We start from the raw sequence: 24,829 nt of genomic DNA, 5'->3' as shown, positions 1-24,829 counted from the left end.
CATTCCATCAGTCGGTCTCCGGCACCTGGATGACGGAAAAGAACAGGCCAAGCTGCCGGATCGCGTTGGCGAAATTCTCGTAATTGACCGGCTTCGTCACATAGACATTGGCGCCGAGGTCATAGCAGCGCTGGATTTCCACCTTGTCGTCGGTGGTGGTGAGCACCACCACGGGCGAGCGCTTGAGATGCTCGTTCTGCTTGATGCGGCCGAGGATCTCCACGCCGGTCATGTCTGGCAGATTGAGGTCGAGCAGCACGAGGAGCGCGCGCCCGCTGCTCTCCCGCCCGCTGCCATCGGCGCCGAACAGGAAGTTGACGGCGCTGGTGCCGTCCCTGAAGGCGACGATCTCGTTGTTCACGCCGGCGCGCCGGATGTTCTTCTCGATGAGGCGCGCATGGCCCTCGTCGTCCTCGATCATGATGATGGTGACGTGCTCAACCATGGTCCTTCTTTCCGGTCTCCGTGGGCAGGCGGCGCGGCACCGTCACCTTGAAGGTGGAGCCTTCGCCCAGCTTGGAATCGAGGGAGATGAGGCCGCCCATGCGCCGCACCAGCGCGCGGACATGGGCAAGGCCGATGCCTTCGCCGGGGCGGTCCTGCCGGCCCGAGCGGCGGAACAGCTCGAACACCCGGCCGCGATCCTTGGGATCGATGCCTCGTCCGTTGTCCTGAATGACGAAGGTGACGAAGCCGGGCGTATCCACCGCGCTCACCTCCACCCGGAGCGGCACGTCGTCCCGCCGGTATTTGAAGGCGTTGTCGAGGAGGTTGGTGAAGATCTGCTCCAGCGCCAGCCGGTCGGACTGGATCACCGGCAGGCGCTTGATGGCGATCTCACCGCCGGCCTCATGAAGCTGGTGAGTCATGCTGTCCCGCAGGTTCGAGAACAGCTGGCCCATGTCCACGTCCACCGGCACGAACTCCTTCCGGCCCTCCCGCGACAAGGCGAGAATGGCGTGGATGAGCCGATCCATCCGGGTGATGGACGTCTTGATGAAGCCGAGCGCCTCCTCGAAGTCGGCGGCGATCTGCGCATCGGCCTCCGGCGCCTCGCCGGCCTGCGCCCTCAGCTGGGCGAGGCGCTCGAACAGGTCGCCGCGCATGGCCTCGATCTCACTGGTGAAGCCCATGATGTTGACGAGCGGCGAGCGCAGATCGTGGCTGACGATGTAGGCGAAGCTCTGGATCTCGTCGTTGGCTTCCTTGAGGTCGGCGGTGCGCTCGGCGACGCGCTTCTCCAACCCCTGGTTGGCGGCCTCCAGCTCGCGCTGCGCCGCCTGCAAGGCGCCGACCTGGCGGCGATTGAGGGTGAGGGCGAGGGCACCGAGGACCAGCACCACCGCAAGGCCGGCGAGGCTGACCACGGTGAGCCAGACCGTGCTGTCGTGGGAGGCGTCGGTCCGCTCGTCGAGCAGCTCGGTCTCCGCCGCCTTCATCTCCACCAGCAGCGTACCGAGGCGGGTCATGGCGCCCTCGGTGCGATCCGCCCGAAGGTCGGCGGTGGCGCTCTCCAGATCGCCCGCGGTCCTGAGCGCCATGGACCGCTCGTAGGACGCAAGGCGTTCGGCGATCAGGGTCCGGGCCTCCGCCACGCGCTGCTGCTGCTCGGGATTATCTGCGGTGAGGGCGCCGATCTGTTCGAGCGTCGGCCCGGTCTGGGCCTTTGATTGCTCATAGAAGCGGGCGAAACCCTCGCGTCCGGTGATGAGGTAGCCGCGTTCGGCGCTTTCCGTGCGGCGGATAAGGACCTGCAGCTGGGAAACGGCGTTCATCACCTGAAGCGTATGGGCGACGCTCTCCGCATCCGACCGCGCACGGTGGATGAGGGAGATCGACGACGCGCTGATGGCGACGAGGATGGCGAAGCCGAGCAGCAGGAGCAGAGTCGGCCCCGGTGTCGCGAAGCGGCGTTGCCAGGGGCGCGGGGCGGTTTCGGCGAGGGTAGCCGTCATGACGGGGCACCAACGGGCGGAATGAGAAGGCGCGCGCGCCAATGCGCCCGCCGGCCGGACGTGGCCGAGCGGGCCTGACCCGTGCCGCGCGCGGAAGCCGCCTCACCGAGGGCGCGAGCCGCCCATTGTCCCATTTCGTCCCGCCTCTCCGGCGGCGCGGTAACAAGAAACCTCTGCAGGATCAATCCGCGCCCGCTCAAGGTGTGATAAGTGCGGACTCGCTTGAAGGTTCCCCGCGTTAGCGCTTGGATGCGGCTTGAACGTCGCTTTTTTGAAGACGGAGTATCATGCCGGTCACACTCCCCGGCCGCCGACCCGACGAGGCCTCTGCCACAGCAGAGCCTGCCGACGAGGTCGCGGCCTATCTTTCCACCTACGGCGAGCCGGAGGTGGTGGAAGTGCTTCTGCCCGACACGTCCGCGGTGCTGCGCGGCAAATGGATCCCCGGCCGGTCCATCACCAAGATCTGGAAGGACGGGGTGGCCATCCCCCTTTCCATCTTCGGCCTCGACATCTGGGGCTGCGAGGTGGAGGCCACGGAGATCCACCTGGAGACCGGCGACAAGGACGGTCTGTGCTGGCCGGTGGCGGGCACGCTGAAGCCGGTGCCCTGGGCGCCGCGGCCCACCGCGCAGGTGCTCATCACCATGCATGAGCCCGACGGCTCGGCCAAAGGCGCGCCGTGGAAGCTCGATCCGCGCCAGCAGCTTGCCGGCATCGTGGACCGCTTCACCGCGCGGGGCCTTGCCCCCTGCGTCGCCTTCGAGCTGGAATTCTATCTGCTGAAGCCGTCCGACGTACCCGGCGCGCCGCCGGAGCCGGTGTTCCCCGCCACCGGGCAGGCGCGGCAGAACATGTATTCCATGTCAGACCTCGACGCCTTCGCGCCGGTGCTCCACGACATGCGCGCCGCCTGCGAGCAGCAGGGCCTGCCGGCGGATACGGTGATCTCCGAGGCCGCGCCCGGCCAGTTCGAGGTCAATCTCTACCATCGCGTGGACGCGCTGGCGGCAGCCGACGACGCCATATTGCTGCGCCGGCTCATCGACGGCGTCGCCCGCCGGCACGGCCTGCGCGCCAGCTTCATGGCCAAACCCCTCGTGGACTTCGCCGGCAACGGCATGCACGTCCATGTGAGCCTGATGGAGACGGCCGGCGGCAATCTCTTCGCCAAGCCCGATGGCGTGGGCGACCGGGCGCTGCGCCAAGCGGCGGGCGGGCTGCTCGCCACCATGGCGGACTCCACGCTGTTGTTCGTGCCCAGCTACAACGGCTATCGCCGCCTCGTGCCGGGCTCCTATGCGCCGGTCTCCATCAGCTGGGGCTATGACAACCGCTCGGTGGCCGTGCGCGTGCCCAACGGACCGCCCGCCGCCCGCCGGCTGGAGCATCGCATCGCCGGGGCGGAAGCCCATCCCCATCTCGTCCTCGCCGGCATTCTCGCCGGCATGCTGGAGGGTCTGGAGCGGGAGATCGAGCCGCCTGCGCCGCTCTCGGGCAATGCCTACGAGCACGCGGCCGAGCGCCTTTCCCCCTCCATGGAGGAGGCGGTGCGGCGGTTCTTTGCGTCCGACTTCATCGCCCGCGCCTTCGGTGAGGACTATCGCCGCATCTATGGCGTGATGAAGCGGGAGGAACTCGCCGCCTTCACCCGGCAGATTCTACCGCTGGAATACGACACCTACCTCTGAGCGCTGCGGCGTGGCCGTTTCCTGTTGAGCGTTGTGCCGCAACGCAATAGCCTTCCACCACCGGGGACGGCAGGATAAGCCCGCCCCGCGCAAGAGGAGAACGGCGGATGCTTCGCCAAACGCTAGCTGCAGTCGTCGTGGCCACGCTCGGCCTTACCGGCGTGGCGACGGCCCAGGAAAAGGTCGTCAACGTCTTCAACTGGTCGGACTATATCGATCCGACCGTGCTGGAAGATTTCACCAAGGAAACCGGCATCAAGGTCCGCTACGACGTCTTCGACAGCAACGAGGTGCTGGAGACGAAGCTGCTGGCGGGCAAGACCGGCTACGACGTTGTGGTGCCGTCCGGCTCCTTCCTGCAGCGGCAGATCAAGGCGGGCGTGTTCATCCCCCTCGACAAGTCCAAGATCCCGAACCTGCAGTACGCCTGGCCCGAGGTCACGAAGCGCCTCGCCGTGTATGACCCCGGCAACGATCACGCCGTCAACTACATGTGGGGCACCACCGGCATCGGCTACAACGTGGACAAGGTGAAGGAGCGCCTCGGCGACATCCCGCTCAACACCTGGGACATCATGTTCAAGCCGGAAATCCTCTCCAAGCTGAAGGATTGCGGCGTCTATTTCCTCGATGGCCCGGAGGAGGTGATCCCCACCGCGATGAAGTATCTGGGTCTTGATCCCAATTCCAAGAACCCGGACGACATCGCCAAGGCCGGCACTCTGCTCATGACGGTCCGGCCCTACATCAAGAAGTTCGATTCCTCGGGCTACATCAACGCCCTCGCCCGCGGCGACATCTGTATCGCCCTCGGCTGGTCCGGCGACATCTACCAGGCCAGGACCCGCGCCCAGGAGGCGGCGAAGAAGACCAAGAAGAAGCTGGTGAACGTGGACTATGCGCTGCCGAAGGAAGGCGCGCTCATGTGGTTCGACAACTTCGCCATCCCCAAGGATGCGAAGAACATCGACAACGCCCTCACCTTCATCAACTACATGATGAGGCCCGAGGTGGCGGCGAAGAACTCGAACTTCATTTCCTACGCGAACGGTAACCTCGCCTCGCAGAAGTTCATCGACAAGGATATCATGGACAACCCGTCCATCTATCCGACGAAGGAGGTGTTCGACCGCCTCTTCATCGTCACCACCAACGAGCCGCCGGTGCAGCGGGTCATCACCAAGACCTGGAACACCTTCAAGCGCGGGAAGTGAGGCGCGGCCGGTTTCATTCCGGCCTGAAAAAGAAAGGGCCGCGGGAGATCGTCTCCCGCGGCCCTTTTTATGGGTCCGTCCTGCGTCTTCAGGCCGCCAGCGCCCGCTTCACCGCGTCGACGATGCGGTCCTGCGTCGCCTCGTCCAGATAGGCGTGCATGGGCAGGGAGATGACCTCCTCCGCCAGCGCCTCGCACACCGGCAGGATGGCGCCGGCGGAGGGGTAGTGGCGATAGGCCGGCTGGAGGTGCATGGGCAGGCGGTAGTAGACGGCGGTGGGCACGCCCTCGGCCTTCAGCTTCTCGGCGAGGCCGTCGCGCACGCCGGGGGCGAGCCTGATGGTGTATTGCGCCCACACCGACGTCGCCCGCGGATCGACCACCGGCACGCCGGCCACATCCTTGAGCAGTTCATTGTAGCGCCGGGCTACCTTCTCGCGCGCCGCGATCTCCTCCTCGAAGATGGCGAGCTTTTCGAGCAGCACGGCGGCCTGGATGGTGTCGAGGCGCGCCGTCATGCCGATGCGCACGTTCTGGTACTTGTCCACGCCCTGGCCGTGCTCGCGCAGGCTCTTGAGGATTGTCACCAGTTCCTCGTTGTCGGTGAGGATCGCGCCACCGTCGCCATAGGCGCCCAACGGCTTGGCGGGGAAGAAGGAGGTGGCGGTGGCATCACCGATGGAACCGGTGCGCCGGTTGTTCCAGGTGCCGCCGAAGCCCTGCGCGGTGTCGCACAGCACTTTCAGGCCGTACTTCTCGGCGATCGGCAGGATGGCGTCATAGTCTGCCGGCTGGCCGAACAGGTCCACCGGGATCACCACGCGCGGGTCGAGGCCCTGCTCGATGGCCACCTGGATCGCCTGCTCCAGGCTCTCCGGGTCCATGTTGAAGGTGTCTTCCTTCACGTCCACGAAGACAGGGGTTGCGCCCACCCACGGCACCACCTCGGCGGTGGCGCAGAAGGTGAAGGCCGGGCAGAACACGGCGTCGCCCGCCTTCACGCCCCAGGCCATCAGCAGCAGGGCCAGCGCATCCGTGCCGCTGGAGCAGGAGACGGCGTATTTCGCCCCGGCGAAGGCGGCGAGCTTCTGCTCGAATTCCGTCACTTCCGGGCCGTTGATGAAGCGGCAGGAGGCGAGCACCGCCTGCACCGCATCATCCACGCGCCGGCCGATGCGGGCGCGCTGGGCGGCAAGGTCAATGAAGGCGATGGGGGCGCTGGCGCCCGACGCGGGAGAGGTCATCTCTGGTCCGTTTCAGAAGGCCCGGTCGTCGGGCGTTTCGCAGGCGCGCACCCGCCCGCCGGCCAGGGGCCGGCGCGGCGCGCGTTCAGCAGCAGGCTCAGCCCACCGCGCGGCGCTTGGTGGAGGAGCCTCGCGACGAGGCGGCGGCACCGGGCAGGCACGCCATGGCGATCTCCAGGCTCGCCACGCCCTCCTCGCCGGTCACTTCCGGCGGACGGCCGGTGCGCACGGCGGAGAGGAAGTTCTCCAGCTCCGCGCGCAGCGGTTCGGCATAGGCCACCGGCAGGTGCCGGGTGGAATAGGAGCCGTCGGGGCGATAGTCGAAATGCTCGGTCACCTGACGGGTGAGCAGATCGCCGATCACGTATTTCTTGGAGGTGGCGACGTGGACCGTGCGCGCCTTGAAGGGCGTCAGCCAGTTGGTGTTGATGTGCGCCAGCGCTCCGGTGGCGGTGCGGAACTGGAGCAAAGCGATGTCCTCGCGCTCGGCGATGGCGGCGCGGGTCTGCGGCTGCACTTCCAGGATGTCCGAGCCGGTGAACCAGCGGATCAGGTCGATGTCGTGCACCGCGAGGTCGATCACCACGCCCACATTGGACATGCGCGGCGGGAAGGGGCCGACGCGGGTGATGGCGATAGAGAGCAGGTTCTCGTCGCGGATGGCGTCCTTGATGGCGCGCACCGCCGGGTTGAACCGCTCCACGTGGCCGATCATGAGGGTGACGCCCTTGTCGTGGGCGGCGGCCACGATCTCGCGGCCTTCCTCGGTGGTGGACGCGACGGGCTTCTCCACCAGCACCGAGCAGCCGGCGGCGATCACGTCGAGGGCAATGGAGTGGTGCAGGTGGGTGGGCGCTGCCACCACGACGGCGTCGAGGCCGAGGGCGAGGAGTTCGCGGTGGTCGCCCACCGCCTTGCAGCCGAGAAAATTGGCGACCCGCTGGGCCTGTGCCTGGTCGGGATCCGCCACCGCCACCAGTTCCGCGCCGGGGAGTTCGGCCAGCACGCGGGCGTGATTCGATCCCATGATGCCGATGCCCGTGACGCCGATGCGTACCGGACGGTTCGAGGCGCGCTCCTGCTCGGGCGCTGCCGGATGAGCCATTTCAGCCCTCTTCTGCCGTTCAACGATTGCGCGCTCTAGCACGATCATAGTTGAGAAGGCGAGGCAGTGGGTCAAATCCGGCCCCTGGCCCCGTTCAAGAATTGCATCCCCGTGTTACCGCGCGGTCCGGCGCGGGCGCATGGCCGTGTCCTATTCCCTCCGGCGATGGGCCGGCCTATCACCCGCCGGGACCAGACTGCGGGAGGAGGGGACAGGGGCATGCGCAAGATCGTCGCCGGCAAGCTGCACGGACTGACCGTGACCGGGGCCGACCTCAATTATCACGGCTCCATCACGCTCGATCCCGAGCATTGCGAGGAAGCCGGCATCCTGCCGCTGGAGTTCGTGGAGATCTGGAACCGCAATTCCGGCGCCCGCATCTCCACTTACGTCATCCTCGGCGAGCGCGGATCACGCTGCTGCATCCTCAATGGCGCGGCGGCGCGCACCTGCCAGCCGGGCGACGAGGTCATCATCTGCAATTCGGTCTATGTGTCGGAAGGGGAGATCGTGGCGCTGCGGCCGAAGGTGCTGACCTTCGACAGGGAGAACCGCATCACCGGCCGGCTCACCTACGAGGTTACCCGCGACAGCGCCGGAGCCTACCGATTCGCGGTCCGCGACGAAAGCGGCTGCGAGAAGAAGGTGCCGCTGCGGACGGATGTCTGAATGGACCGCCCAAAGCAAAAGGCCCCCGGCGATGCCGGGGGCCCAATGCAAGGGGGTGCTTCGGATCAGAACTTGTAGTTCACACCGAGGCGGGCGGTCTGGATGTTGCTGCCGACGGACAGCTGATCGCCGTTGATGTAGTTGGTCTTGCTGTTGTCGAAGCCGAGGTACAGGTACTCGGCCTTGATCGTCCAGTTGTTGGTGATGGCGTACTCGACGCCGGCACCGGCGGTCCAGCCCCACTTCAGGTTGCTGTCGGACAGACCATAGGGGTCGGTGTACTTGGTGTTGGCATAAGCCACACCGCCGGTGATGTACGGCAGGAAGCGGTCCATCGCGTAGCCGAGGCGGGCGCGGATGGTGCCGAAGTAGTCAACCTTCTGGTCGATCACGCCGCCGCCGAGCGGGCCGCCGAACAGCACGCCGCTGGTGTTGATGTCGGCCCAGTTGAAGTCCGTCTCGACGCCGAGCACGACGTTGTTGGCGAACTGGTAGTTGTAGCCGATCTGCAGACCGCCGGTGAAGCCGTTGGAGGTGCCGGGGCTGTAGCTGTAGGTGGGCGAAGCGAAGGGGGTGTAGTCGTAGGTGTTGTCAGCCCAGCCCCAGCCCACGTTGCCGCCGATGTAGAAGCCGGTCCAGGAGAAGACCTGCACGGGGATCGGGGCGGCCTTCACCGGATAGCGGGTGGCCAGGTCGGCCGCAGAGGCGGTGCCGGCGAGGAGAACCAGGGCGGTGGCGCCCAGAAGTGCACGCTTCAACATGAGTATCTACCTTTGTGGTTTCGCCGGCTGCTCCCTGAGGAGGTCGCCGTCGGGTGGTTCTTTCTTACAGCTCCTGACCGGTGCCGTCTGTAGCGATCGGGCCACACCCGAAAAATCAAACCGGGCAGAGATGTGGCCTTTTCCTAACTTTCTTTAATCTCCGCGACACATTGGCGCGTAAACGCGGCAGATTTGGGATTGTTCCCATGTTTTGCCGCATTTCTTTTCGTTGCGTTACGTCTCTCCTCAGAATCGATAATTCACACCGGCTCTAAGAATATTTGCGTCGAAGCCAGTAGTGACCGGACCGACTGCAGTGGGGAACGTGGCGCTCCCCAAGTCTACATAAAGGTATTCAAGCTTCGCGGACCAGTTTCGGTCAAATCCTACCTCCGCACCAAGGCCCAACGTCCAGCCGGTCTGGGTCGAGGAGGAGGTAAGGCTGAAGAAATTCGCGCTGCCCTGCCCATAAGCGAAGCCGCCGGTGCCATAGATGAGCACGCGGTCGAACGAATAGCCGAGGCGGGCGCGCACTGTGCCGAGATTGTTGAGGCTGTAGGCGCCGGCCGACATGCCCGCGAAGTCGAAATCCGTCTCGATGCCGAGCACGAAGGGGCTGCCGAACTGGAAATTGTAGCCGGCCTGGAAGCCGCCGAGGAAGCCGCTGGGGCTGCTGAAGGACGAGGAGCCCCAGCCGTAGCCGGCGTTGGCGCCCAGGTAGAAGCCGGTCCATGTGAAGGCTGCCACCGGCTGCACGTAGGGCGCGGGATAGCCGAGGTCGGCCGCTTCGACCGGCGCGGCGAGAGCGAAGCCCGCCAGCGCAGCGGCGGAAGCAAGCAGACGGATACGCATGGATCATCCTCCGAGAGGGTGCGGCCGGTTGGCATCCGGCCTTCCGCGCACCCTCGCAGGTGAAACTTGCCTATTTCTCTGCGGTTGCTGTCGTTCGCGCACATGGTTGATGACGTAGTAACTATCTATGACTTTGCGTTGAATGTGGATTTTTGGCCTTGTGCGGAGCTGGCGCGCGGCCCGGCAAAAGAAGCGAATGCCGCTATGGTTGACGCCCGGTGAAAACGGGCGGCCGGGTGCGCCGTTCCCTCCGGGCGCCGGGCGCATTACATACGCATCCATGACCCGCCGCCGACCTGCCGACCCGCCCGAGATTGCCCTTGCCCGCGCCGATGGCGACGCGCCGGGCGAAGCCTTGCCGCCGGGAGCGGGGGAGGGGACGGCGGAAGAGACGGAAGAGGCTGTCCTTCTCGAGCTTGAGCCCGCGGACGAGACCCTGCCGGGCGAGGAAAGCCTGGCCACCGGCCGCGCCGCCATCATCCGCGCGGTGAAGCACGCGCCCAACGGGCCGGGCGTCTACCGCATGATCGCGGCGGACGGCACCGTGCTCTATGTGGGCAAGGCCAAGAGCATCAAGAAGCGCGTGCTCAGCTATACGCGCCCCGTGGGCCACACCAACCGCATCGCCCGCATGATCGCCGGGACGGCGCAGATGGAGTTCGTCTCCACCCGCACCGAGCCCGAGGCGCTGCTGCTGGAAGCCAACCTCATCAAGCAGCTGAAGCCCCGCTTCAACGTGCTGCTGAGGGACGACAAGTCCTTCCCCTACATCCTCATCACCGCCGATCATGCCTCGCCGCAGATCACCAAGCATCGCGGCGCGCGCAACCGTCCGGGGGATTATTACGGGCCGTTCGCCAGCGTCTGGGCGGTGGACCGCACCATCAACGCGCTGGAGCGGGCCTTCCTGCTGCGCTCGTGCTCCGACAGCTATTACGAGAATCGCACGCGGCCCTGCCTTCTCTTCCAGATCAAGCGCTGCGCCGGCCCCTGCACCGGCGAGGTGAGCCATCAGGACTATGCCGAGCTGGTGCGCGAGGCCCGCGCCTTCCTCTCCGGCCGCTCCCGCGCCATCAAGGAGGAACTGGCGAAGGAGATGGAGCAGGCGGCCGAGGAACTGGAATTCGAGCGCGCCGCCCGCCTGCGGGATCGTCTTGCCGCGCTCTCCGCCGTGCAGGGGTCGCAGGGCATCAATCCGCGCGGGGTGGAGGAGGCGGACGTGTTCGCCTGCCACCAGCAGGGCGGCGCCACCTGCGTGGAGGTGTTCTTCTTCCGCACCGGCCAGAATTGGGGCAACCGCGCCTATTATCCCCGCGCCGACCGCTCGCTTACCGAAGCCGAGGTGCTCGGCGCCTTCCTTGCCCAGTTCTACGAGGACAAGCCCTGTCCGCGCCTTCTCCTGCTGTCCTACAAGGTGGAGGAGCAGGAGCTTCTGGCCGAGGCCTTGTCCGAGAAGGCCGGCTACAAGGTCGAGATCGCCGTGCCCCAGCGCGGGGAGAAGCGCGACCTCGTCGACCACGCCCTGCAGAACGCCCGCGAGGCGCTGGCCCGCACGCTCGCCGAAAGCGCGACGCAGGCGAAGCTGCTGGAAGGCGTCGCTGCCACCTTCGGCCTCAAGGCGCCGCCGCAGCGCATCGAGGTCTACGACAATTCCCACATCATGGGCACCAACGCGGTCGGCGGCATGATCGTGGCCGGGCCGGAGGGGTTCCGGAAGTCGCAATACCGCAAGTTCAACATCAAGTCGGCCGATCTCGTGCCCGGCGACGACTTCGGCATGATGCGCGAGGTGCTGACGCGCCGTTTCGCGCGCCTGCTGAAGGAGGCGCCGCGGGAGGTGACGCCGGTTCCCGAGGCCGCGCCCCCTTCACCCCCGCCCTCTCCCGCAAGGGGAGAGGGAGTTCCGGCGGTGTCGGTTGATGCGACTGTCTCTGAAGCCGAGCAGCCTGTGCCTACTCTCCCCCTGAAGTCGGCTGTTGCCGACTTCAGCTTTCACGAACCGAACTCGGCAAGAGCCGAGTTCGGGCGGGAGAGGGATGGGGTGAGGGGTGACACTCCATCCACAGCCCCACCGGTTGAGGCCGAGCTCGAAGACGAGCCCGACGCCCTGCCGGACGCCACCGGCGCCTCGCCGTGGCCCGACCTCGTGCTGATCGACGGCGGTCTCGGCCAGCTCAATGCCGCGCGGAAGGTTCTGGAGGAACTCGGCATCACCGACGTGCCGCTCGTGGGCATCGCCAAGGGCCTCGACCGCGAGGCGGGGCGGGAGCAGTTCTTCCTGCCCGGCCGCACGCCGTTCCGCATGGAGCCGCGCGATCCGGTGCTCTATTATATCCAGCGGTTGCGCGACGAGGCGCACCGCTTCGCCATCGGCTCCCACCGGGCGCGGCGCAAGAAGGACATTACGGAAGCCGGGCTTCAGGCCATTCCGGGGGTGGGGCCGACCCGCAAGCGCGCCCTGCTGCGCCATTTCGGCACGCTGAAAGCCATCGAGCGCGCCTCGCTGGCCGATCTGGAGCAGGTGGCGGGCATCAATGCCGGTACGGCCAAGGCGGTGTACGATTATTTCCACGAGCGGCCTTCATCATGAAAAGCCCTCAAGGCTTTCGCCGGCCGCACGCCCGGCCTAAATAGGAACGACGGCCGGCGCGATGGCCACCATCGCGACCGTGCTTTCTGAAGTGGTGCCCATGTCCGACGCAGCGACACGATCCGATGCCCCGCCCGCGACCGAGCGGCGTTCCCGCGGGCATGCCCTGTCGCTGCCGAACATCCTCACCTATTCGCGCTGCGTGGCCGTGCCGCTGGTGGCCGCGAGCCTGTTCTGGTCGGACATCCTGGCCGGCGGAGTGTGGCTGCGCTGGGTGGCGCTGTTCCTCTATGTCGCAGCGGCAATCACCGACTTCTTCGACGGCTACCTCGCCCGCGCCTGGTCCCAGCAATCGGCCATCGGGCGGATGCTCGATCCCATCGCCGACAAGCTGCTCGTCTCCACCTGCCTCCTGATGCTGGCGTCGGACGGCACCATCCGCGGCTGGTCGCTCTGGGCGGCCATTGTCATCCTGTGCCGGGAGATCCTCGTCTCCGGCCTGCGCGAGTTCCTGGCCGAGCTTCGGGTGTCGGTCCCGGTCTCGCGCCTCGCCAAGTGGAAGACCACCCTGCAACTTGTCGCCGTGGGCGTGCTCATCACCGGCACGGCCGGCGAGGCTGTTCTGCCGGGCGTGATGCTCGTCGGCCTGACGCTGCTGTGGATCTCGGCCGTGCTCACGCTCTACACCGGCTATGATTATTTCCGCGCCGGCGCCCGCCATCTGGTGGAGGACGAGCGGTGAAGGTGCTCTATTTCGCCTGGCTGCGCGAGCGCGTCGGCCTTGCGGAGGAGGAGGTTGCCCCTCCTGCCGAGGTTGTGACCGTCGCCGACCTCGCCCGCTGGCTGGCATCGCAGGACGAGGCCCATGCCCACGCCTTCGACAACCCCGCCGTGGTGCGCGCCGCCATCGACCGCCGCCATGTGAAGCCGGATTCCGCCATCGCCGGCGCACGGGAAGTGGCGTTCTTTCCGCCCATGACCGGGGGCTGAAGCTCATGTTCGCCGTCCGCATCCAGCGCGAGCCGTTCGACGCCGTGGCGCAAAGCGCCGCGCTCGCCGTCGGACGGACGGATGTGGGTGCCATCGTGACCTTCACCGGCCTCTGCCGCGCCGATGCCGGCCCCGATGGCGCAGGTCTCGCCGCGCTGACGCTGGAGCATTATCCCGGCATGGCGGAAGAGGAGATCGAGCGCCACGTGGAGGAAGCCCGCCGCCGCTGGCCGCTCACCGGCGCCATCGTGGTCCATCGGCACGGGCGTCTGGAGCCGGGCGACCCCATCGTGTTCGTCGCCACCGCCTCCTCCCACCGCGCCGCCGCTTTCGCCGCCGCCGAATTCCTGATGGACTGGCTGAAGACCAGCGCCCCCTTCTGGAAGAAGGAGGAGCCGATCGGTGCCGCCCGTTCCGGGGTGTGGGTCGAGGCCAAGGCCAGCGACGACGCGGCTGCGGACCGCTGGCGGGAGTAGGTCCCGCCGCCCTCCCTCGCACACCTTCTGCACTGCGACACTTGCGCCGCAGCACGGGCCGCGTCTATGAAAACGGACGCTCGCTTTTCAAGAACCGGCAAACGGTCCCTGCGCAGGTGAGAGAAACGCTACCGGGAAGAATTTCATGGATTTCCGCGTCTCGCTGGACGGGCGCTCCGCGTTGGTGACGGGGGCGTCCGGTGGTCTTGGAGCGTATTTTGCGGGCCGGCTGGCGGCCTCTGGCGCCAAGGTCGCGCTCGCGGCGCGCCGGGCCGAGGCCTGTGCCGCCCTCGCCGATGAGATCAAGGCTGCCGGCGGCACGGCCATCGCCGTCGCCCTCGACGTGACCGATCCGGCGTCCGCCGCCGCGGCGGTTGCCGCAACCGTCGAGGCTTTCGGCGGGCTCGACATCCTCGTGAACAACGCCGGCGTCACCGGCACCACGCCGCTGATGGATGAGACGGCCGAGGATTTCGGCCGCATCATCGACACCAACCTCAAGGGCTCCTTCCTCGTCGCCCAGGCGGCGGCACGGGCCATGGCCAAGGCGAAGACCGGCGGCTCCATCATCAATGTCGCGTCCATCCTCGGGCTGCGCGTCGCCGGGCAGGTGGCCGCCTATGCCGCGTCCAAGGCCGCGCTGGTGCAGCTCACGAAGTCCATGGCGCTGGAGTGGGCGCGCCACTCCATCCGCGCCAACGCCCTGTGTCCGGGCTATGTGGAGACCGACCTCAACCGCGACTTCTTCGCCACCGAGGCGGGGCAGGCGCTGGTGCGGCGCATCCCCACCCGGCGGCTCGGCGCCCTCGCCGATCTGGAGGGGCCGCTCCTGTTCCTGAGTTCCGATGCCTCCGCCTACGTGACGGGCACGACGCTGGCGGTCGATGGCGGCCACCTGGTGTCTTCGCTCTGATTCCGCAGGTGCTCATGATTGCGCAGCGGACCCGCTTCCGCTTCGCCCCATGTCCCAATAAGTTCATCTCGGTGCCAGCGCCCCAGGGAGCGCCCAGGAGGAAGTGATGCGACACAAGGTGTATCCGGACGCGAAGAGTGCCCTTGAGGGCATCGTTTCCGACGGCATGACGATCATGGCGGGCGGCTTCGGCCTGTGCGGCATCGCCGAAAACCTGATCGCGGCCATCCGCGACCTCGGGCCCAAGCACCTGACCGTGGTGTCCAACAATTGCGGCGTGGACGATTTCGGCCTCGGCATCCTGCTCGCCAACGGCCAGATCAAGAAGATGATCTCGTCCTACGTGGGTGAGAACAAGCTGTTCGAGCAGCTCTATCTCGCCGGCGACCTCGAGCTGGAATTCAACCCGCAGGGCACGCTGGCCGAGCGCATCCGCGCCGGCGGCGCCGGTATCGCCGGCTTCTACACCAAGACCGGCTACGGCACGATCATCGCCGAGGGCAAGCCGACCCGCGAGTTCAACGGCCAGCATTACGTGCTCGAGACCGGCCTCGTCGCAGACCTCTCCATCATCAAGGCGTGGAAGGCCGACAAGGAAGGCAACCTGATCTACCGGAAGACCGCGCGGAACTTCAATCCGATGATGGCCACCGCCGGCAAGATCACCGTGGTCGAGGTGGAGGAACTGGTGGAGGTCGGCGAGCTCGATCCCGAGAACATCCACACCCCCGGCATCTATGTGGACCGCATCGTGGTCGAGGTCGGCGCCGAGAAGCGCATCGAGAAGGTGACCACCCGCAAGCGCGAAGAGGTGAAGTGATGGCCTGGACCCGTGAGCAGATGGCGGCCCGCGCCGCTCAGCAGATCCGCGACGGCTTCTACGTGAACCTGGGCATCGGCATCCCCACCCTGGTCGCCAACGCCCTGCCGCCCGGCATGACCGTGAGCTTCCAGAGCGAGAACGGCATGCTCGGCATCGGCCCCTTCCCCTATGAGGGCGAAGAGGACCCGGACCTCATCAACGCCGGCAAGCAGACCGTGACCGAGGTGCCCGACACCTCCTATTTCTCGAGCGCCGATTCGTTCGCCATGATCCGCGGCGGGCACATGGACCTCTCCATCCTCGGCTCCATGCAGGTGTCCGAGGAAGGCGACATCGCCAACTGGATGGTGCCCGGCAAGATGGTGAAGGGCATGGGCGGCGCCATGGACCTCGTGGCCGGCGCCAAGGAAGTCATCGTGCTCATGGAGCACGTGGAGAAGTCCGGCGCGCCCAAGCTGGTGACGCGCTGCACGCTGCCCCTCACGGGCACCCACGTGACCGACTTCGTGATCACCGACCTCGCGGTGTTCGAGTTCACCAAGCGCGGCGGCACGCTGGTGCTGAAGGAACTGGCGCCGGGCGTGACTCTCGACGAGGTGAAGGCCAAGACCGAGGCGAAGTTCGAGGTCGGCCTCGCCTGATCGCTGTGCGCAAAAGCCGGTTCGGAAAGGCGCCCCTCGCGGGCGCCTTTTTCGTTCAGGCGGCTTTTCGAGTGGCAAGGTCCGGCAAGGCGAGGCTCACGTCGGCGCCGTCAATGATGTCGCGCCATTGCGGCCCGCGCAGCACGCCGTATTCCACTTCCCGTTGATGGGTGAGGGGATCGCGGGCGACGAGCGGGTCATCCACCCGGCCGGGATGCACCATCACCAGTCCACCATCCGGCACGCCGGCGAGGAAATGGCCGAGCAGCGTCGCGAAATCATGGTCGCCGGAAAAGTCGTAGGCGCCGCCGAAGCCCCGGTTGGTGGCAAGCCCCGCCCGCGCCGCATCCCGGGCGAATCCGGTGGAGAAGGCGCCGATCAGTCGGCCCTTGAGGTCGAGGCCGTTGAGGGCGCCGCGCGCCGGGGTCACATCCCGCAGGAAGGCGCGGGGGGCATGGCGGGCGGTGGCGGCGATCACCGCCGTGCGGATCACCGGCAGCACATGGACGTGCTGGTGGCCGTCCACATGGTCGGGCGGGCGGCCGAAGGCGTTGTGGAAGGCGGCGAACTGCGCCTCCACCTCCGCCGCGACTGCCTTCGCGTCGAGCCGGCGCGACAGGGCCGAGAGCAGCAGGCGCGGCAAGGCGGGGAGGGTGCCTGACGGCTCGGCCATGCCGGGGGTCAGCGGCGCAAAGGCACCGGTGAGGGTGACATGCAGGCCGATGCTGGCGCCGGTGTCGGCCGCCGCATCGTCCAGCGCCCGCGCGGCGGGGCCGAGGCCGTCGAACACGGTCATCACCGAGGTGGCGTTGATGCGCCGGTCGGCGATCAGCGCCGCGATGGCCTCGGATACGCCGGGAGAGATGGCGTAGTCGTCGGCGCAGAGGATGACGCGCTTCACTGGTCGCCCCGCGAGGCGAGCACCGCCGGATGGGAGATCACCTGGGCGTGTCCGTGCGCCTGTCCGTGCGCCGGCACGTTCAGTTCCGCCTCGGGCGCCCGGTTGAAGACGTGGTCGGCCACGTAATAGACCGGCCGCGCCTTGATCTCCGACAGGATGCGGGCGATGTACTCGCCCATCAGCCCCATCACCAGCAATTGCGTGCCGCCGATCACCATCAGGCCCACGACGATGGAGGGATAGCCGGGCAGCGGGATGCCCCACACGAGGCGCTCCACCACGATCCAACTGCCATAGAGCAAGGCAAGGCCGGCGAGCGAGGCGCCGAACAAGGCGGCCAGCCGGAGCGGAGCCGGCGAAAAGGAGGTCAGCGCCTCCATGGACAGGCCGAGCAGCCGCAGGAAGTTGAACGAGGTGGAGCCGTGGGCCCGGGGCGCCGGGCGATAGGGCACGGCCACCTGCCGGAAGCCGATCCAGCTCGTCAGGCCCTTGAAGAAGCGGTTGCGCTCAGGCATCCGCCGCAGGGCCGCCGCGGCGCGCGGCGAGAGGATGCGGAAATCGGCCGCGTCCTCGGGAATGCGGGCGGTGGCCCCGAAATTCAGCAGCTTGTAGAAGGTGCGCACGAAGATGCGCCGGCTCGCCGCCTCGTCGGAGCGATCCGCCTTCACCGCGTAAGCCACGTCCCAGCCCTCGTCCTTCCACAGGCCGATGAAGGTCGGGATCATCTCGGGCGGGTGCTGGCCGTCGCCGTCCATGAACATCACCGCATCGCCGCGGGCGTGGTCGTGGCCCGCCATGAGGGCGGCTTCCTTGCCGTAGTTGCGGCTCAGCGCCACCACCTGCACGTCCGCCCGATCCGCCGGGAGGGAGGCCGCCACGGCAGCGGAGCCGTCGCGGCTGCCGTCGTCCACATAGACGATCTCCACCCGCATCCCGCGCCGCGCCGCCTCAGCCGAGGCGATGGCCGTCACGCGATCGTGGAAACCGGGAAGGCCGGCGGCCTCGTTGTATAGCGGTATGACGATGCTTAAGTCTGGTGTCATGATACTACCGTCGATCCCGCGCCGGGGATGGAGACCGCATCTAGCCGGGGCTGCGGACAATTGCGCATAATTTTTTTGGAATGCATGGAACCCAACGGCGGAACCGGCGTTTTCAAGTCAGCGCGATCATCCCCCCCAATTGATCGTGCCATTGGCGCGGCCGCCTTCCCCCAGGGCGGCCGCGTCGTCATTTCAGGGGGGTGTTCGGCTGTTCCGGTCATTTTCCGCCGCATGCGTGCGACCCCGAAGACCGGAGCCGATTGCTCCACATCAAGACCCGAGACTTTGGGCGAGTTTAGGGTAAGGTCGCGTCGTTCAAACGGCCGAACGGGGGCCTTCCCATATGATTCGCGACATTCTGGTCAATCTCGCCCAAGGGGTCGAGACGGACGTCGCCTGCGACTACGCGGCGAGCCTTGCCGCCAGCTTCGGTGCCCATCTTACGGGGCTGTCGGTGGCGTATGAGATCGACGTTCCGCCCTTCTACATGGGCGCCCTGCCGACCGACTTCATCGATGCCCAGGTGCTGGAGAATCAGGCCGCCGCCGAAAAGGCCGCCGCCCGCTTCTCCGCCTCTGCCGCGGCCGCGGGGCTGTCGCACGAGGTGCGCAGCCTCTCTGCCTCGCTCGGCGTCGCGGCCAACAGCTTCGCCGAGCTGGCGCGGCTTTATGACCTCACGGTCGTCGCCCAGCCCGATCCGGACCGGCCCGGACCGGAGGAGGTGATCTCCGAGACGGTGCTGATGGAGTCCGGCCGCGCCGTTCTCATCGTGCCCTACGTGCAGACCAAGCCCTTCACCGCCGAGCGGGCCGTGGTGGCCTGGGACGGCAGCCGCCCGGCCGCGCGTGCCCTCGCCGAGGCGCTGCCTCTGCTGCATCGGACCAAGGTGGTGGAGATCTTCCGGGTCGTCACCCATGCGGACGACGAGGACACCGCCGGCGTCGAGGTGGCGCGCCATCTGTCGCGCCATGGCCTTTCCGCCACCGTGCGCAAGCTGCCGGTAGGCTCGGGCGAGTCCGTGGCCTCGGCCATCCTCAACGAGGTTTCAGACCAGGGCGCCGACCTCGTGGTGATGGGCGGCTACAATCATTCCCGCCTGCGCGAGATGATCGTCGGCGGCGTCACCCGGGAAATCCTCAACACCATGACCGTGCCGGTGCTGATGGCCCACTGAGGGCGCTTAAGCCCGGAAGGTCCTGAAACAAAAATGCCCCGGCCATGGCCGGGGCATTTTCATTTGCAGCAATGGGCCGGCGACCGGAGGTCAGTCCTCGTCGTCCTCGGCCTCGTTCTTCTTCGAGCCGCCGAGCTTGGCGAACACGGTCTCGAGGTCGAGGCTCGTGCGGCCCTTCGGCGGCTCGTCCTCATGCTCGTCGTGACCGGTGGTGACGTCCGCCGGCAGCAGGGTGGCGCCGCGGTCCTCATGGCCGGCGGTGGCCGGACGATCCTTGGCGGCGCGCTGCACTTCCAGGTCGAGATCGATCTGGCTGCACAGGCCGAGCGTCACCGGGTCCATGGGGGAAAGCTGGGGCGAGTTCCAGTGCGTGCGGTCGCGGATGGACTGGATCGTCGACTTGGTGGTGCCGACGAGGCGGATGATCTGCGCGTCCTTCAGCTCGGCATGGTTGCGCAGCAGCCAGAGGATGGCGTTGGGCCGGTCGTGGCGGCGCGATACCGGGGTGTAGCGCGGACCGCGGCGCTTCTTCTGCTCGGGCAGGCGCACCTTGGGGTCCAGCAGGCGCAGGCGGCGGTTGGCGTCCTTCTCGGCGAGGGTGATCTCGTCGCGGGAGAGCTGGCCGGTGGAGATGGGGTCGAGCCCCTTGATTCCCTGCGCCACCTCGCCGTCGGCGATGCCCTTCACCTCAAGCGGGTGCAGCTTGCAGAAGTCGCCGATCTGCTCGAAGGAGAGCGCCGTATTGTCCACGAGCCAGACGGCTGTGGCCTTGGGCATCAAAGGTACGTTCGACATGACGGCCTCTTCGGCTTGTTGGTCTATCGGGCCCGTCGGGGTGAGACGCGCCGGTCATGAAAAGAATGGGTCGGGCATATGCGTCTTCGCCTGGCCACCCCACCTTTCGGGGCGGACCGCGGAATGCATCGCATATGTCCGGGATGGCACCAACATAAGCGGGCCGGGCACAAGTTGCAATTCCCGCAGCGCCGTCGGCCCCGAAATCGCCGCTGAAGCTTGACACCGGCCCAAGGAGGTCGCCAATTCGCGCCATGTCCGACACTCCGATCGTGCCCGACCGTGCCGCGCCCGCCGAAAGGCCCGCGCTGAAAATCCTGCTCGCGGCGCCGCGCGGCTTCTGCGCCGGCGTCGTGCGCGCCATCGATGCCGTGGAGCAGGCGCTCAAGCTCTACGGTGCGCCGGTCTATGTGCGGCACGAGATCGTGCACAACAAGTATGTGGTGGAAGACCTGAAGCGGAAGGGCGCCATCTTCGTCGAGGAGCTGGACGAGGTGCCGGATACCACCGCGCCGGTCATCTTCTCCGCCCATGGCGTGCCGAAATCGGTCCCCGAGGCGGCCGCCGGCCGCAACCTCTTCGCCATCGACGCCACCTGTCCGCTCGTCACCAAGGTGCATCGCGAGGCGCAGGTCCATTTCAAGCGTGGCCGGCACATCCTCCTCATCGGCCACAAGGGCCATCCCGAGGTGGTCGGAACCATCGGCCAGCTGCCGGACGGCGCCTTCACCCTGATCGAGACGGCCGAGGAGGCCGAGCGGGTATCGCCGCCGGATGCCGATAACCTCGCCTATGTGACGCAGACCACCCTGTCGCTCGACGACACGGCGGAGATGGTCGCCATCCTGCGCCGGCGCTTCCCCAAGCTGTCCGAGCCGCACAAGGAAGACATCTGCTACGCCACCACCAACCGGCAGGAGGCCGTGAAGGCTATCGCGCCGAAGGTGGACGCGCTGATCGTGGTGGGTGCACCCAATTCCTCCAATTCCCAGCGTCTGCGCGAGGCTGCGGAGCGGGCGGGCTGCCCGCGCGCCGCTCTGGTGCAGCGGGCGTCGGACATCGACTGGTCGGTGTTCTCAGGGCTTTCCAGCCTCGGCGTCACCGCAGGGGCCTCGGCCCCGGAAGTGCTGGTGGAGGAGATCATCGACGCCTTCGCCGCGCGCTACGACGTGCGCGTGGAGACCGTGACGTCCACGGAAGAGGACGTGTTTTTCCCCTTGCCGCGCGTGCTGCGGCCGGATGCGGCGGCGGAGTAGAGCGTGGCGGTCTATACGGATGTGGCGCCGGCCGAGCTCGAGGCTTTCCTCTCGGGCTACGACATCGGCTCCCTCACTTCCTTCCACGGCATCGCCGAAGGGGTGGAAAACTCCAACTTCCTGGTCCAGACGACGACCGGCAGCTTCATCCTCACCCTCTACGAGAAGCGGGTGAAGCGGGAAGATTTGCCGTTCTTCGTCGGCCTCATGCAGCACCTCGCCGCGCGGGGCCTGTCCTGCCCCGAGCCGGTGGCGGCGCGCTCCGGTGCCATCCTCGCGGAAGTGGCGGGGCGGCCAGCGGCAATGGTGACGTTCCTGCCGGGCGTTTCGGTGCGCAGGCCCACGGCTCACCATTGCGCCGAGCTTGGGCGGGGCCTCGCCCAGCTGCATCTCGCCGGGGCTGATTTTGCGCTGAAGCGGACCAATGCGCTCTCCGTCGCCGGCTGGCGGCCGCTGTTCGAGGCGGCCGGCGCCGCGGCCGACACGGTGGCTCCGGGCCTGTCCGATGCTGTCGCCGCCGAGCTTGCCGCGCTGGAGGCGAACTGGCCGCAGGACCTGCCCTCGGGCGTGATCCATGCCGATCTCTTCCCCGACAACGCTTTCTTCCTCGACGACCAGCTCTCGGGGATCATCGACTTCTATTTCGCCTGCACGGACTTCCTCGCCTACGACGTGGCCATCTGCCTGAATGCCTGGTGCTTCGAGGCGGACGGGGCCTACAATGTCACGAAGGGCCGGTCGCTGCTCGCCGGCTATGAGGCCGTGCGGCCCCTCTCGGAGGCGGAAAAGGCGGCCCTGCCGCGCCTTGCGCGCGGTGCGGCGCTGCGGTTCCTGCTGACGCGCCTCGTGGATTGGCTGAACGTGCCGGAGGGGGCGCTGGTGCGGCCCAAGGACCCGCTGGAATATCTGAAGAAGCTGCGCTTCCACCAGGCGGTGGAGCGGGCGCAGGATTATGGTCTCGCCGCATGAAGTCCGTGGAGATCTTCACCGACGGGGCCTGCTCCGGCAATCCCGGCCCCGGCGGCTGGGGCGCGCTTTTGCGCTTCGGCGCCCACGAGAAGCCGCTCTGCGGCGGCGAGGGTCTGACCACCAACAACCGCATGGAGCTGATGGGCGCCATTTCCGCCCTTGAGGCGCTGAAGGAGCCGTGCACCGTCGATCTGCACACGGACAGCGAATATCTGAAGAACGGCGTCACCAAGTGGATGCACGGCTGGAAGCGCAACGGCTGGCGCACCGCTGACAAGAAGCCGGTGAAAAACCAGGATTTGTGGGAGCGCCTCGACGAGGCGCTCAAGCGCCACGAGATCCGCTGGCACTGGGTGAAGGGCCACGCCGGCCACGCCGAGAACGAGCGCGCCGATGAACTTGCCCGCGAGGGCATGGCCCCGTTCAAGCTGAAGGCCCGCCTCGGCGGGTGAGGGGCAGGCGCTTTCGTGCTAGGCTTGGCGCGGGAGCTTCTCATGTCGAACCGAGCCCGCGCCTTCCCGCCCATGAGCATCGCCGAATTCTTCGCCTATCGCGGCGAGGAGGGCGTGCGCTACGAACTGGTGGACGGGGTTCTGGTGCGCGCGATGACGGGGGCGAGCCAGCGGCACGACCTCGTGCTGGTCAACATCCTCGCAACGTTGCATGCGAAATTGAGGGGCTCGCCCTGCCGCGCCTCCACCGACGACCTCGCCGTCGTTGTGCCCAATGGGAATGTGCGGCGGCCGGACGTCAGCGTCAGCTGTGGAAAGCTGGATGATCGTTCACAGCAACTCGCCGACCCGCGCATGGTGGTGGAAGTCCTCTCCCCCTCAACGCGCGGCATCGACCTCGTGCGCAAGCTCGAGGAATACAAATCTGTTCCCGGCCTCTCCTACATCCTGCTCGTGGAGCCGGACGTGCCCCACGCTTTGCTCTGGCGGCGCGGAGCCGCAGGCTGGGAGCTTGAGGAGGTCCAGGGGTTCGACGGCGGCTTCGACCTGCCGGACATCGAGGCGAGCCTCTCCATGGCTGAGCTTTACGACCGGCTCACCTTTCCGGCCGGGGGCGAGGCGAAGGCGGACGGCTGAGGCTTTCCTTGCCGCGCTGGGGCGCGGCGGCGGTGTAAGGCTTTCCTTGCCGCGCGCGGGCCATTAGGGTCCGGCCACCCTTTCGCCAGACCGCCGGCCGCCCGCATCCCATGTTCCGCAACATCCTCTCCGTCGGCGGCCTGACGCTGCTCTCCCGCCTCGCCGGCTTCATCCGTGACGTGGTGATGGCGGCGGTGCTCGGCGCCGGGCCGGTGGCCGACGCCTTCCTCATCGCCTTCCGCCTGCCGAACCATTTCCGCGCGATCTTCGCCGAGGGGGCCTTCAACGCCGCCTTCGTGCCCACCTATGCCCGGCTCAGGGAGCAGGACGGGGTGCCGGTGGCGCGCGGGTTCGCCGATGAAATCCTCACCGCCATGACGCTGGTGCACATCGTGCTGCTGGCGCTGGCGCTGGGCTTCACGCCGCAATTCGTCTCGCTCCTCGCGCCGGGCCTCGCGGAGGACGGCCAACGTTTCGACCTCGCGGTCACGCTCACCCGCATCACCTTTCCCTATCTGGCGCTCATCTCCATCGCGACGCTGGTGACGGGCGCGCTCAATGCCTCCGACCGCTTCGCCGTGGCGGCCGCCGCTCCCATCCTGCTCAACGTGTGCATGGTGAGCACCCTGCTCTGCGCCGCGCTGTTCCCCACGGCCGGCCATGCGGCGGCGTGGGGCGTGCTGATTTCGGGCGTGGCGCAGCTGTTCGTCGTCGGTGTGGATGCGGAGCGGCACGGCATCGGGCTGCGCTTTGCCAAGCCGAAGCTTGATCCGGGCACGCGGCAGTTCCTCAAGGCGCTGGGGCCGGCCATCATCGGCTCGGCCGGGGTGCAGATCGCCCTCTTCGCCGACACCATCATCGCCACCTTCCTGCCGGTGGGCGCGCTCTCGGCGCTCTATTATGCGGACCGGATCAACCAACTGCCCATCGGCGTGGTCGGCATCGCCGTCGGCACCGTATTGCTGCCGGAAATGTCCCGGCGCCTCGCGGCGAAGGACGATGCCGGGGCGGCCCATGCCCAGGCGCGCTCCATCGAGCTGGCGGCGCTTCTGGCCATCCCCTTTGTCGCCGCCGCGCTTCTCGTGCCGGACCTGACCATGCGGGCGCTGTTCGCCCGCGGCGCCTTCACGGCGGCGGATGCGGCCGATGCCGCGGCGACCTTGCGGGCCTATGGCGTCGGCCTTCTCGCCTTCGTGGTGGTGCGCGCCTTCATCGCCCCGTTCAACGCCCGCGGCGACACCAAGACACCGATGATCGCCTCCCTCAGCGCGGTGACGCTCAATGTGGCGCTCAAGTTCGCCCTCATGGGCAGCTTCGCCCAGGTAGGTCTCGCCTTCGCAACAGCGGTGGGCGGCTGGATCAATGTGGGCCTGCTCGTGCTGTTCGCCGTGCGGCGGGGCTATCCGGTGGGCGATGCGGCCCTCGGCGGGCATCTGGTTCGGCTCGTGGGCCTGCTTGTGGTGGTCGGCGCCGCGCTCGTCGGGGCGCAGGCCGCGGCATCGGCGATCCTTCCCGTCGGCATGGGCGCGCGCGACGAGCTGATGCTGGTGCTGGTGGTGCTGGGGGGAGGCGCCGCCTACCTCGCCGGGCTGTGGCTGCTGCTGGGCCGTGGCTTCATCGCTGGCGTGATCGGACGGCGGGCACCTCCGCCCCTGCCGCCCGTGGCCTGAAGCCCGGAAG

25 protein-coding genes are annotated in these 24,829 nt (G+C 67.4%); 16 read left to right on the top strand and 9 right to left on the bottom strand.

Annotated features, from left to right (window positions below; all coding sequences use genetic code 11):
• Positions 1-7 precede the first annotated feature (7 nt).
• Both ACE3QW_RS09130 and ACE3QW_RS09125 read right to left on the bottom strand, forming a co-directional pair.
• Positions 8-445: a response regulator gene (locus ACE3QW_RS09130; protein ID WP_024277276.1), complete on the bottom strand. Its 438-nt coding sequence runs from the start codon at positions 443-445 to the stop codon at positions 8-10.
• The gene (locus ACE3QW_RS09125; protein ID WP_374251292.1) at positions 438-1,955 is read right to left on the bottom strand and encodes a CHASE3 domain-containing protein; all 1,518 of its coding nucleotides are present in this window, start codon (positions 1,953-1,955) and stop codon (positions 438-440) included. The genes ACE3QW_RS09130 and ACE3QW_RS09125 overlap by 8 nt, the downstream gene beginning before the upstream one ends.
• 287 nt (positions 1,956-2,242) lie before the next feature.
• On the opposite strand from ACE3QW_RS09125, the gene ACE3QW_RS09120 reads away from it, so the two are divergent.
• Together ACE3QW_RS09120 and ACE3QW_RS09115 are read left to right on the top strand one after the other, a co-directional pair.
• Positions 2,243-3,646 carry a glutamine synthetase family protein gene (locus tag ACE3QW_RS09120; RefSeq protein ID WP_374251291.1) on the top strand — a complete coding sequence of 468 codons (1,404 nt, stop codon included), beginning with the start codon at positions 2,243-2,245 and terminating at the stop codon, positions 3,644-3,646.
• A gap of 107 nt (positions 3,647-3,753) precedes the next feature.
• Positions 3,754-4,860: a polyamine ABC transporter substrate-binding protein gene (locus tag ACE3QW_RS09115; RefSeq protein WP_029556885.1), complete on the top strand. Its 1,107-nt coding sequence runs from the start codon at positions 3,754-3,756 to the stop codon at positions 4,858-4,860.
• 88 nt (positions 4,861-4,948) lie between these two features.
• Here the strand turns inward: ACE3QW_RS09115 and ACE3QW_RS09110 are convergent, their stop codons facing one another.
• Entirely contained in the window at positions 4,949-6,103 is a 1,155-nt protein-coding gene (locus tag ACE3QW_RS09110; protein ID WP_374251290.1) for a DegT/DnrJ/EryC1/StrS family aminotransferase, read from the bottom strand.
• Positions 6,104-6,200: 97 nt separating this feature from the next.
• The gene (locus ACE3QW_RS09105) at positions 6,201-7,208 is read right to left on the bottom strand and encodes a Gfo/Idh/MocA family protein (RefSeq protein WP_374251289.1); all 1,008 of its coding nucleotides are present in this window, start codon (positions 7,206-7,208) and stop codon (positions 6,201-6,203) included.
• Positions 7,209-7,427: 219 nt separating this feature from the next.
• Here ACE3QW_RS09105 and panD point away from each other — a divergent pair, with 219 nt between their 5' ends.
• Complete coding sequence (panD, locus tag ACE3QW_RS09100; RefSeq protein WP_374251288.1) at positions 7,428-7,877, top strand: aspartate 1-decarboxylase; 450 nt, start codon at positions 7,428-7,430, stop codon at positions 7,875-7,877.
• A gap of 65 nt (positions 7,878-7,942) precedes the next feature.
• Here the strand turns inward: panD and ACE3QW_RS09095 are convergent, their stop codons facing one another.
• Entirely contained in the window at positions 7,943-8,638 is a 696-nt protein-coding gene (locus ACE3QW_RS09095; protein ID WP_029556889.1) for an outer membrane protein, read from the bottom strand.
• A gap of 246 nt (positions 8,639-8,884) precedes the next feature.
• Positions 8,885-9,490 carry an outer membrane protein gene (locus ACE3QW_RS09090; RefSeq protein WP_029556890.1) on the bottom strand — a complete coding sequence of 202 codons (606 nt, stop codon included), beginning with the start codon at positions 9,488-9,490 and terminating at the stop codon, positions 8,885-8,887.
• Between the two features lie 280 nt (positions 9,491-9,770).
• Here ACE3QW_RS09090 and uvrC point away from each other — a divergent pair, with 280 nt between their 5' ends.
• From uvrC to ACE3QW_RS09055, 7 genes are all read left to right on the top strand, one after another.
• Entirely contained in the window at positions 9,771-12,080 is a 2,310-nt protein-coding gene (gene uvrC / locus ACE3QW_RS09085; RefSeq protein ID WP_374251287.1) for an excinuclease ABC subunit UvrC, read from the top strand.
• A gap of 100 nt (positions 12,081-12,180) precedes the next feature.
• Positions 12,181-12,822 (top strand): CDP-diacylglycerol--glycerol-3-phosphate 3-phosphatidyltransferase, encoded by a 642-nt coding sequence (pgsA, locus tag ACE3QW_RS09080; protein ID WP_024277286.1) that lies wholly within the window; start codon positions 12,181-12,183, stop codon positions 12,820-12,822.
• Complete coding sequence (gene moaD, locus ACE3QW_RS09075; RefSeq protein WP_374251286.1) at positions 12,819-13,070, top strand: molybdopterin converting factor subunit 1; 252 nt, start codon at positions 12,819-12,821, stop codon at positions 13,068-13,070. The genes pgsA and moaD overlap by 4 nt, the downstream gene beginning before the upstream one ends.
• Positions 13,071-13,075: 5 nt before the next feature.
• Positions 13,076-13,546 carry a molybdenum cofactor biosynthesis protein MoaE gene (locus ACE3QW_RS09070; protein ID WP_374251285.1) on the top strand — a complete coding sequence of 157 codons (471 nt, stop codon included), beginning with the start codon at positions 13,076-13,078 and terminating at the stop codon, positions 13,544-13,546.
• 145 nt (positions 13,547-13,691) lie between these two features.
• Entirely contained in the window at positions 13,692-14,459 is a 768-nt protein-coding gene (locus tag ACE3QW_RS09065; RefSeq protein ID WP_029556895.1) for a glucose 1-dehydrogenase, read from the top strand.
• Positions 14,460-14,565: 106 nt separating this feature from the next.
• Positions 14,566-15,279, top strand: a complete 714-nt coding sequence (locus ACE3QW_RS09060; RefSeq protein WP_029556896.1) for a CoA transferase subunit A — start codon at positions 14,566-14,568, stop codon at positions 15,277-15,279.
• Positions 15,279-15,923 carry a CoA transferase subunit B gene (locus ACE3QW_RS09055; RefSeq protein ID WP_029556897.1) on the top strand — a complete coding sequence of 215 codons (645 nt, stop codon included), beginning with the start codon at positions 15,279-15,281 and terminating at the stop codon, positions 15,921-15,923. The genes ACE3QW_RS09060 and ACE3QW_RS09055 overlap by 1 nt, the downstream gene beginning before the upstream one ends.
• Positions 15,924-15,978: 55 nt before the next feature.
• Here ACE3QW_RS09055 and ACE3QW_RS09050 read toward each other — a convergent pair whose 3' ends face one another.
• Together ACE3QW_RS09050 and ACE3QW_RS09045 are read right to left on the bottom strand one after the other, a co-directional pair.
• Positions 15,979-16,824: a ChbG/HpnK family deacetylase gene (locus ACE3QW_RS09050; RefSeq protein WP_374251284.1), complete on the bottom strand. Its 846-nt coding sequence runs from the start codon at positions 16,822-16,824 to the stop codon at positions 15,979-15,981.
• Positions 16,821-17,867: a glycosyltransferase family 2 protein gene (locus tag ACE3QW_RS09045; RefSeq protein ID WP_250165126.1), complete on the bottom strand. Its 1,047-nt coding sequence runs from the start codon at positions 17,865-17,867 to the stop codon at positions 16,821-16,823. Before ACE3QW_RS09045 ends, ACE3QW_RS09050 begins: the two co-directional genes overlap by 4 nt.
• Before the next feature lie 343 nt (positions 17,868-18,210).
• On the opposite strand from ACE3QW_RS09045, the gene ACE3QW_RS09040 reads away from it, so the two are divergent.
• Complete coding sequence (locus ACE3QW_RS09040; RefSeq protein WP_374251283.1) at positions 18,211-19,041, top strand: universal stress protein; 831 nt, start codon at positions 18,211-18,213, stop codon at positions 19,039-19,041.
• Between the two features lie 90 nt (positions 19,042-19,131).
• On the opposite strand, the gene ACE3QW_RS09035 is transcribed toward ACE3QW_RS09040, so the two are convergent.
• A complete protein-coding gene (locus ACE3QW_RS09035) occupies positions 19,132-19,836 on the bottom strand; it encodes a DUF1013 domain-containing protein (protein WP_029556901.1) in 705 nt (234 codons plus the stop codon).
• A 254-nt stretch (positions 19,837-20,090) separates the two neighbouring features.
• Here ACE3QW_RS09035 and ispH point away from each other — a divergent pair, with 254 nt between their 5' ends.
• From ispH to murJ, 5 genes are all read left to right on the top strand, one after another.
• Positions 20,091-21,092: a 4-hydroxy-3-methylbut-2-enyl diphosphate reductase gene (gene ispH / locus ACE3QW_RS09030; RefSeq protein WP_250165127.1), complete on the top strand. Its 1,002-nt coding sequence runs from the start codon at positions 20,091-20,093 to the stop codon at positions 21,090-21,092.
• Positions 21,093-21,095: 3 nt separating this feature from the next.
• A complete protein-coding gene (thrB, locus tag ACE3QW_RS09025; protein WP_374251282.1) occupies positions 21,096-22,061 on the top strand; it encodes a homoserine kinase in 966 nt (321 codons plus the stop codon).
• A complete protein-coding gene (gene rnhA, locus ACE3QW_RS09020) occupies positions 22,058-22,513 on the top strand; it encodes a ribonuclease HI (protein WP_029556903.1) in 456 nt (151 codons plus the stop codon). The genes thrB and rnhA overlap by 4 nt, the downstream gene beginning before the upstream one ends.
• A gap of 42 nt (positions 22,514-22,555) precedes the next feature.
• Positions 22,556-23,149, top strand: coding sequence for a Uma2 family endonuclease (locus ACE3QW_RS09015; RefSeq protein WP_374251281.1), 594 nt, complete (start codon positions 22,556-22,558; stop codon positions 23,147-23,149).
• 110 nt (positions 23,150-23,259) lie between these two features.
• Positions 23,260-24,819: a murein biosynthesis integral membrane protein MurJ gene (gene murJ, locus ACE3QW_RS09010; RefSeq protein WP_374251280.1), complete on the top strand. Its 1,560-nt coding sequence runs from the start codon at positions 23,260-23,262 to the stop codon at positions 24,817-24,819.
• Positions 24,820-24,829 lie beyond the last annotated feature (10 nt).

It is taken from the genome of Xanthobacter sp. (assembly GCF_041911315.1).
GTDB classification, from domain to species: domain Bacteria; phylum Pseudomonadota; class Alphaproteobacteria; order Rhizobiales; family Xanthobacteraceae; genus Xanthobacter; species Xanthobacter aminoxidans.
Note: the sequence above shows the minus strand (reverse complement) of the source record. Positions and strands in the feature narration are given on the sequence as shown.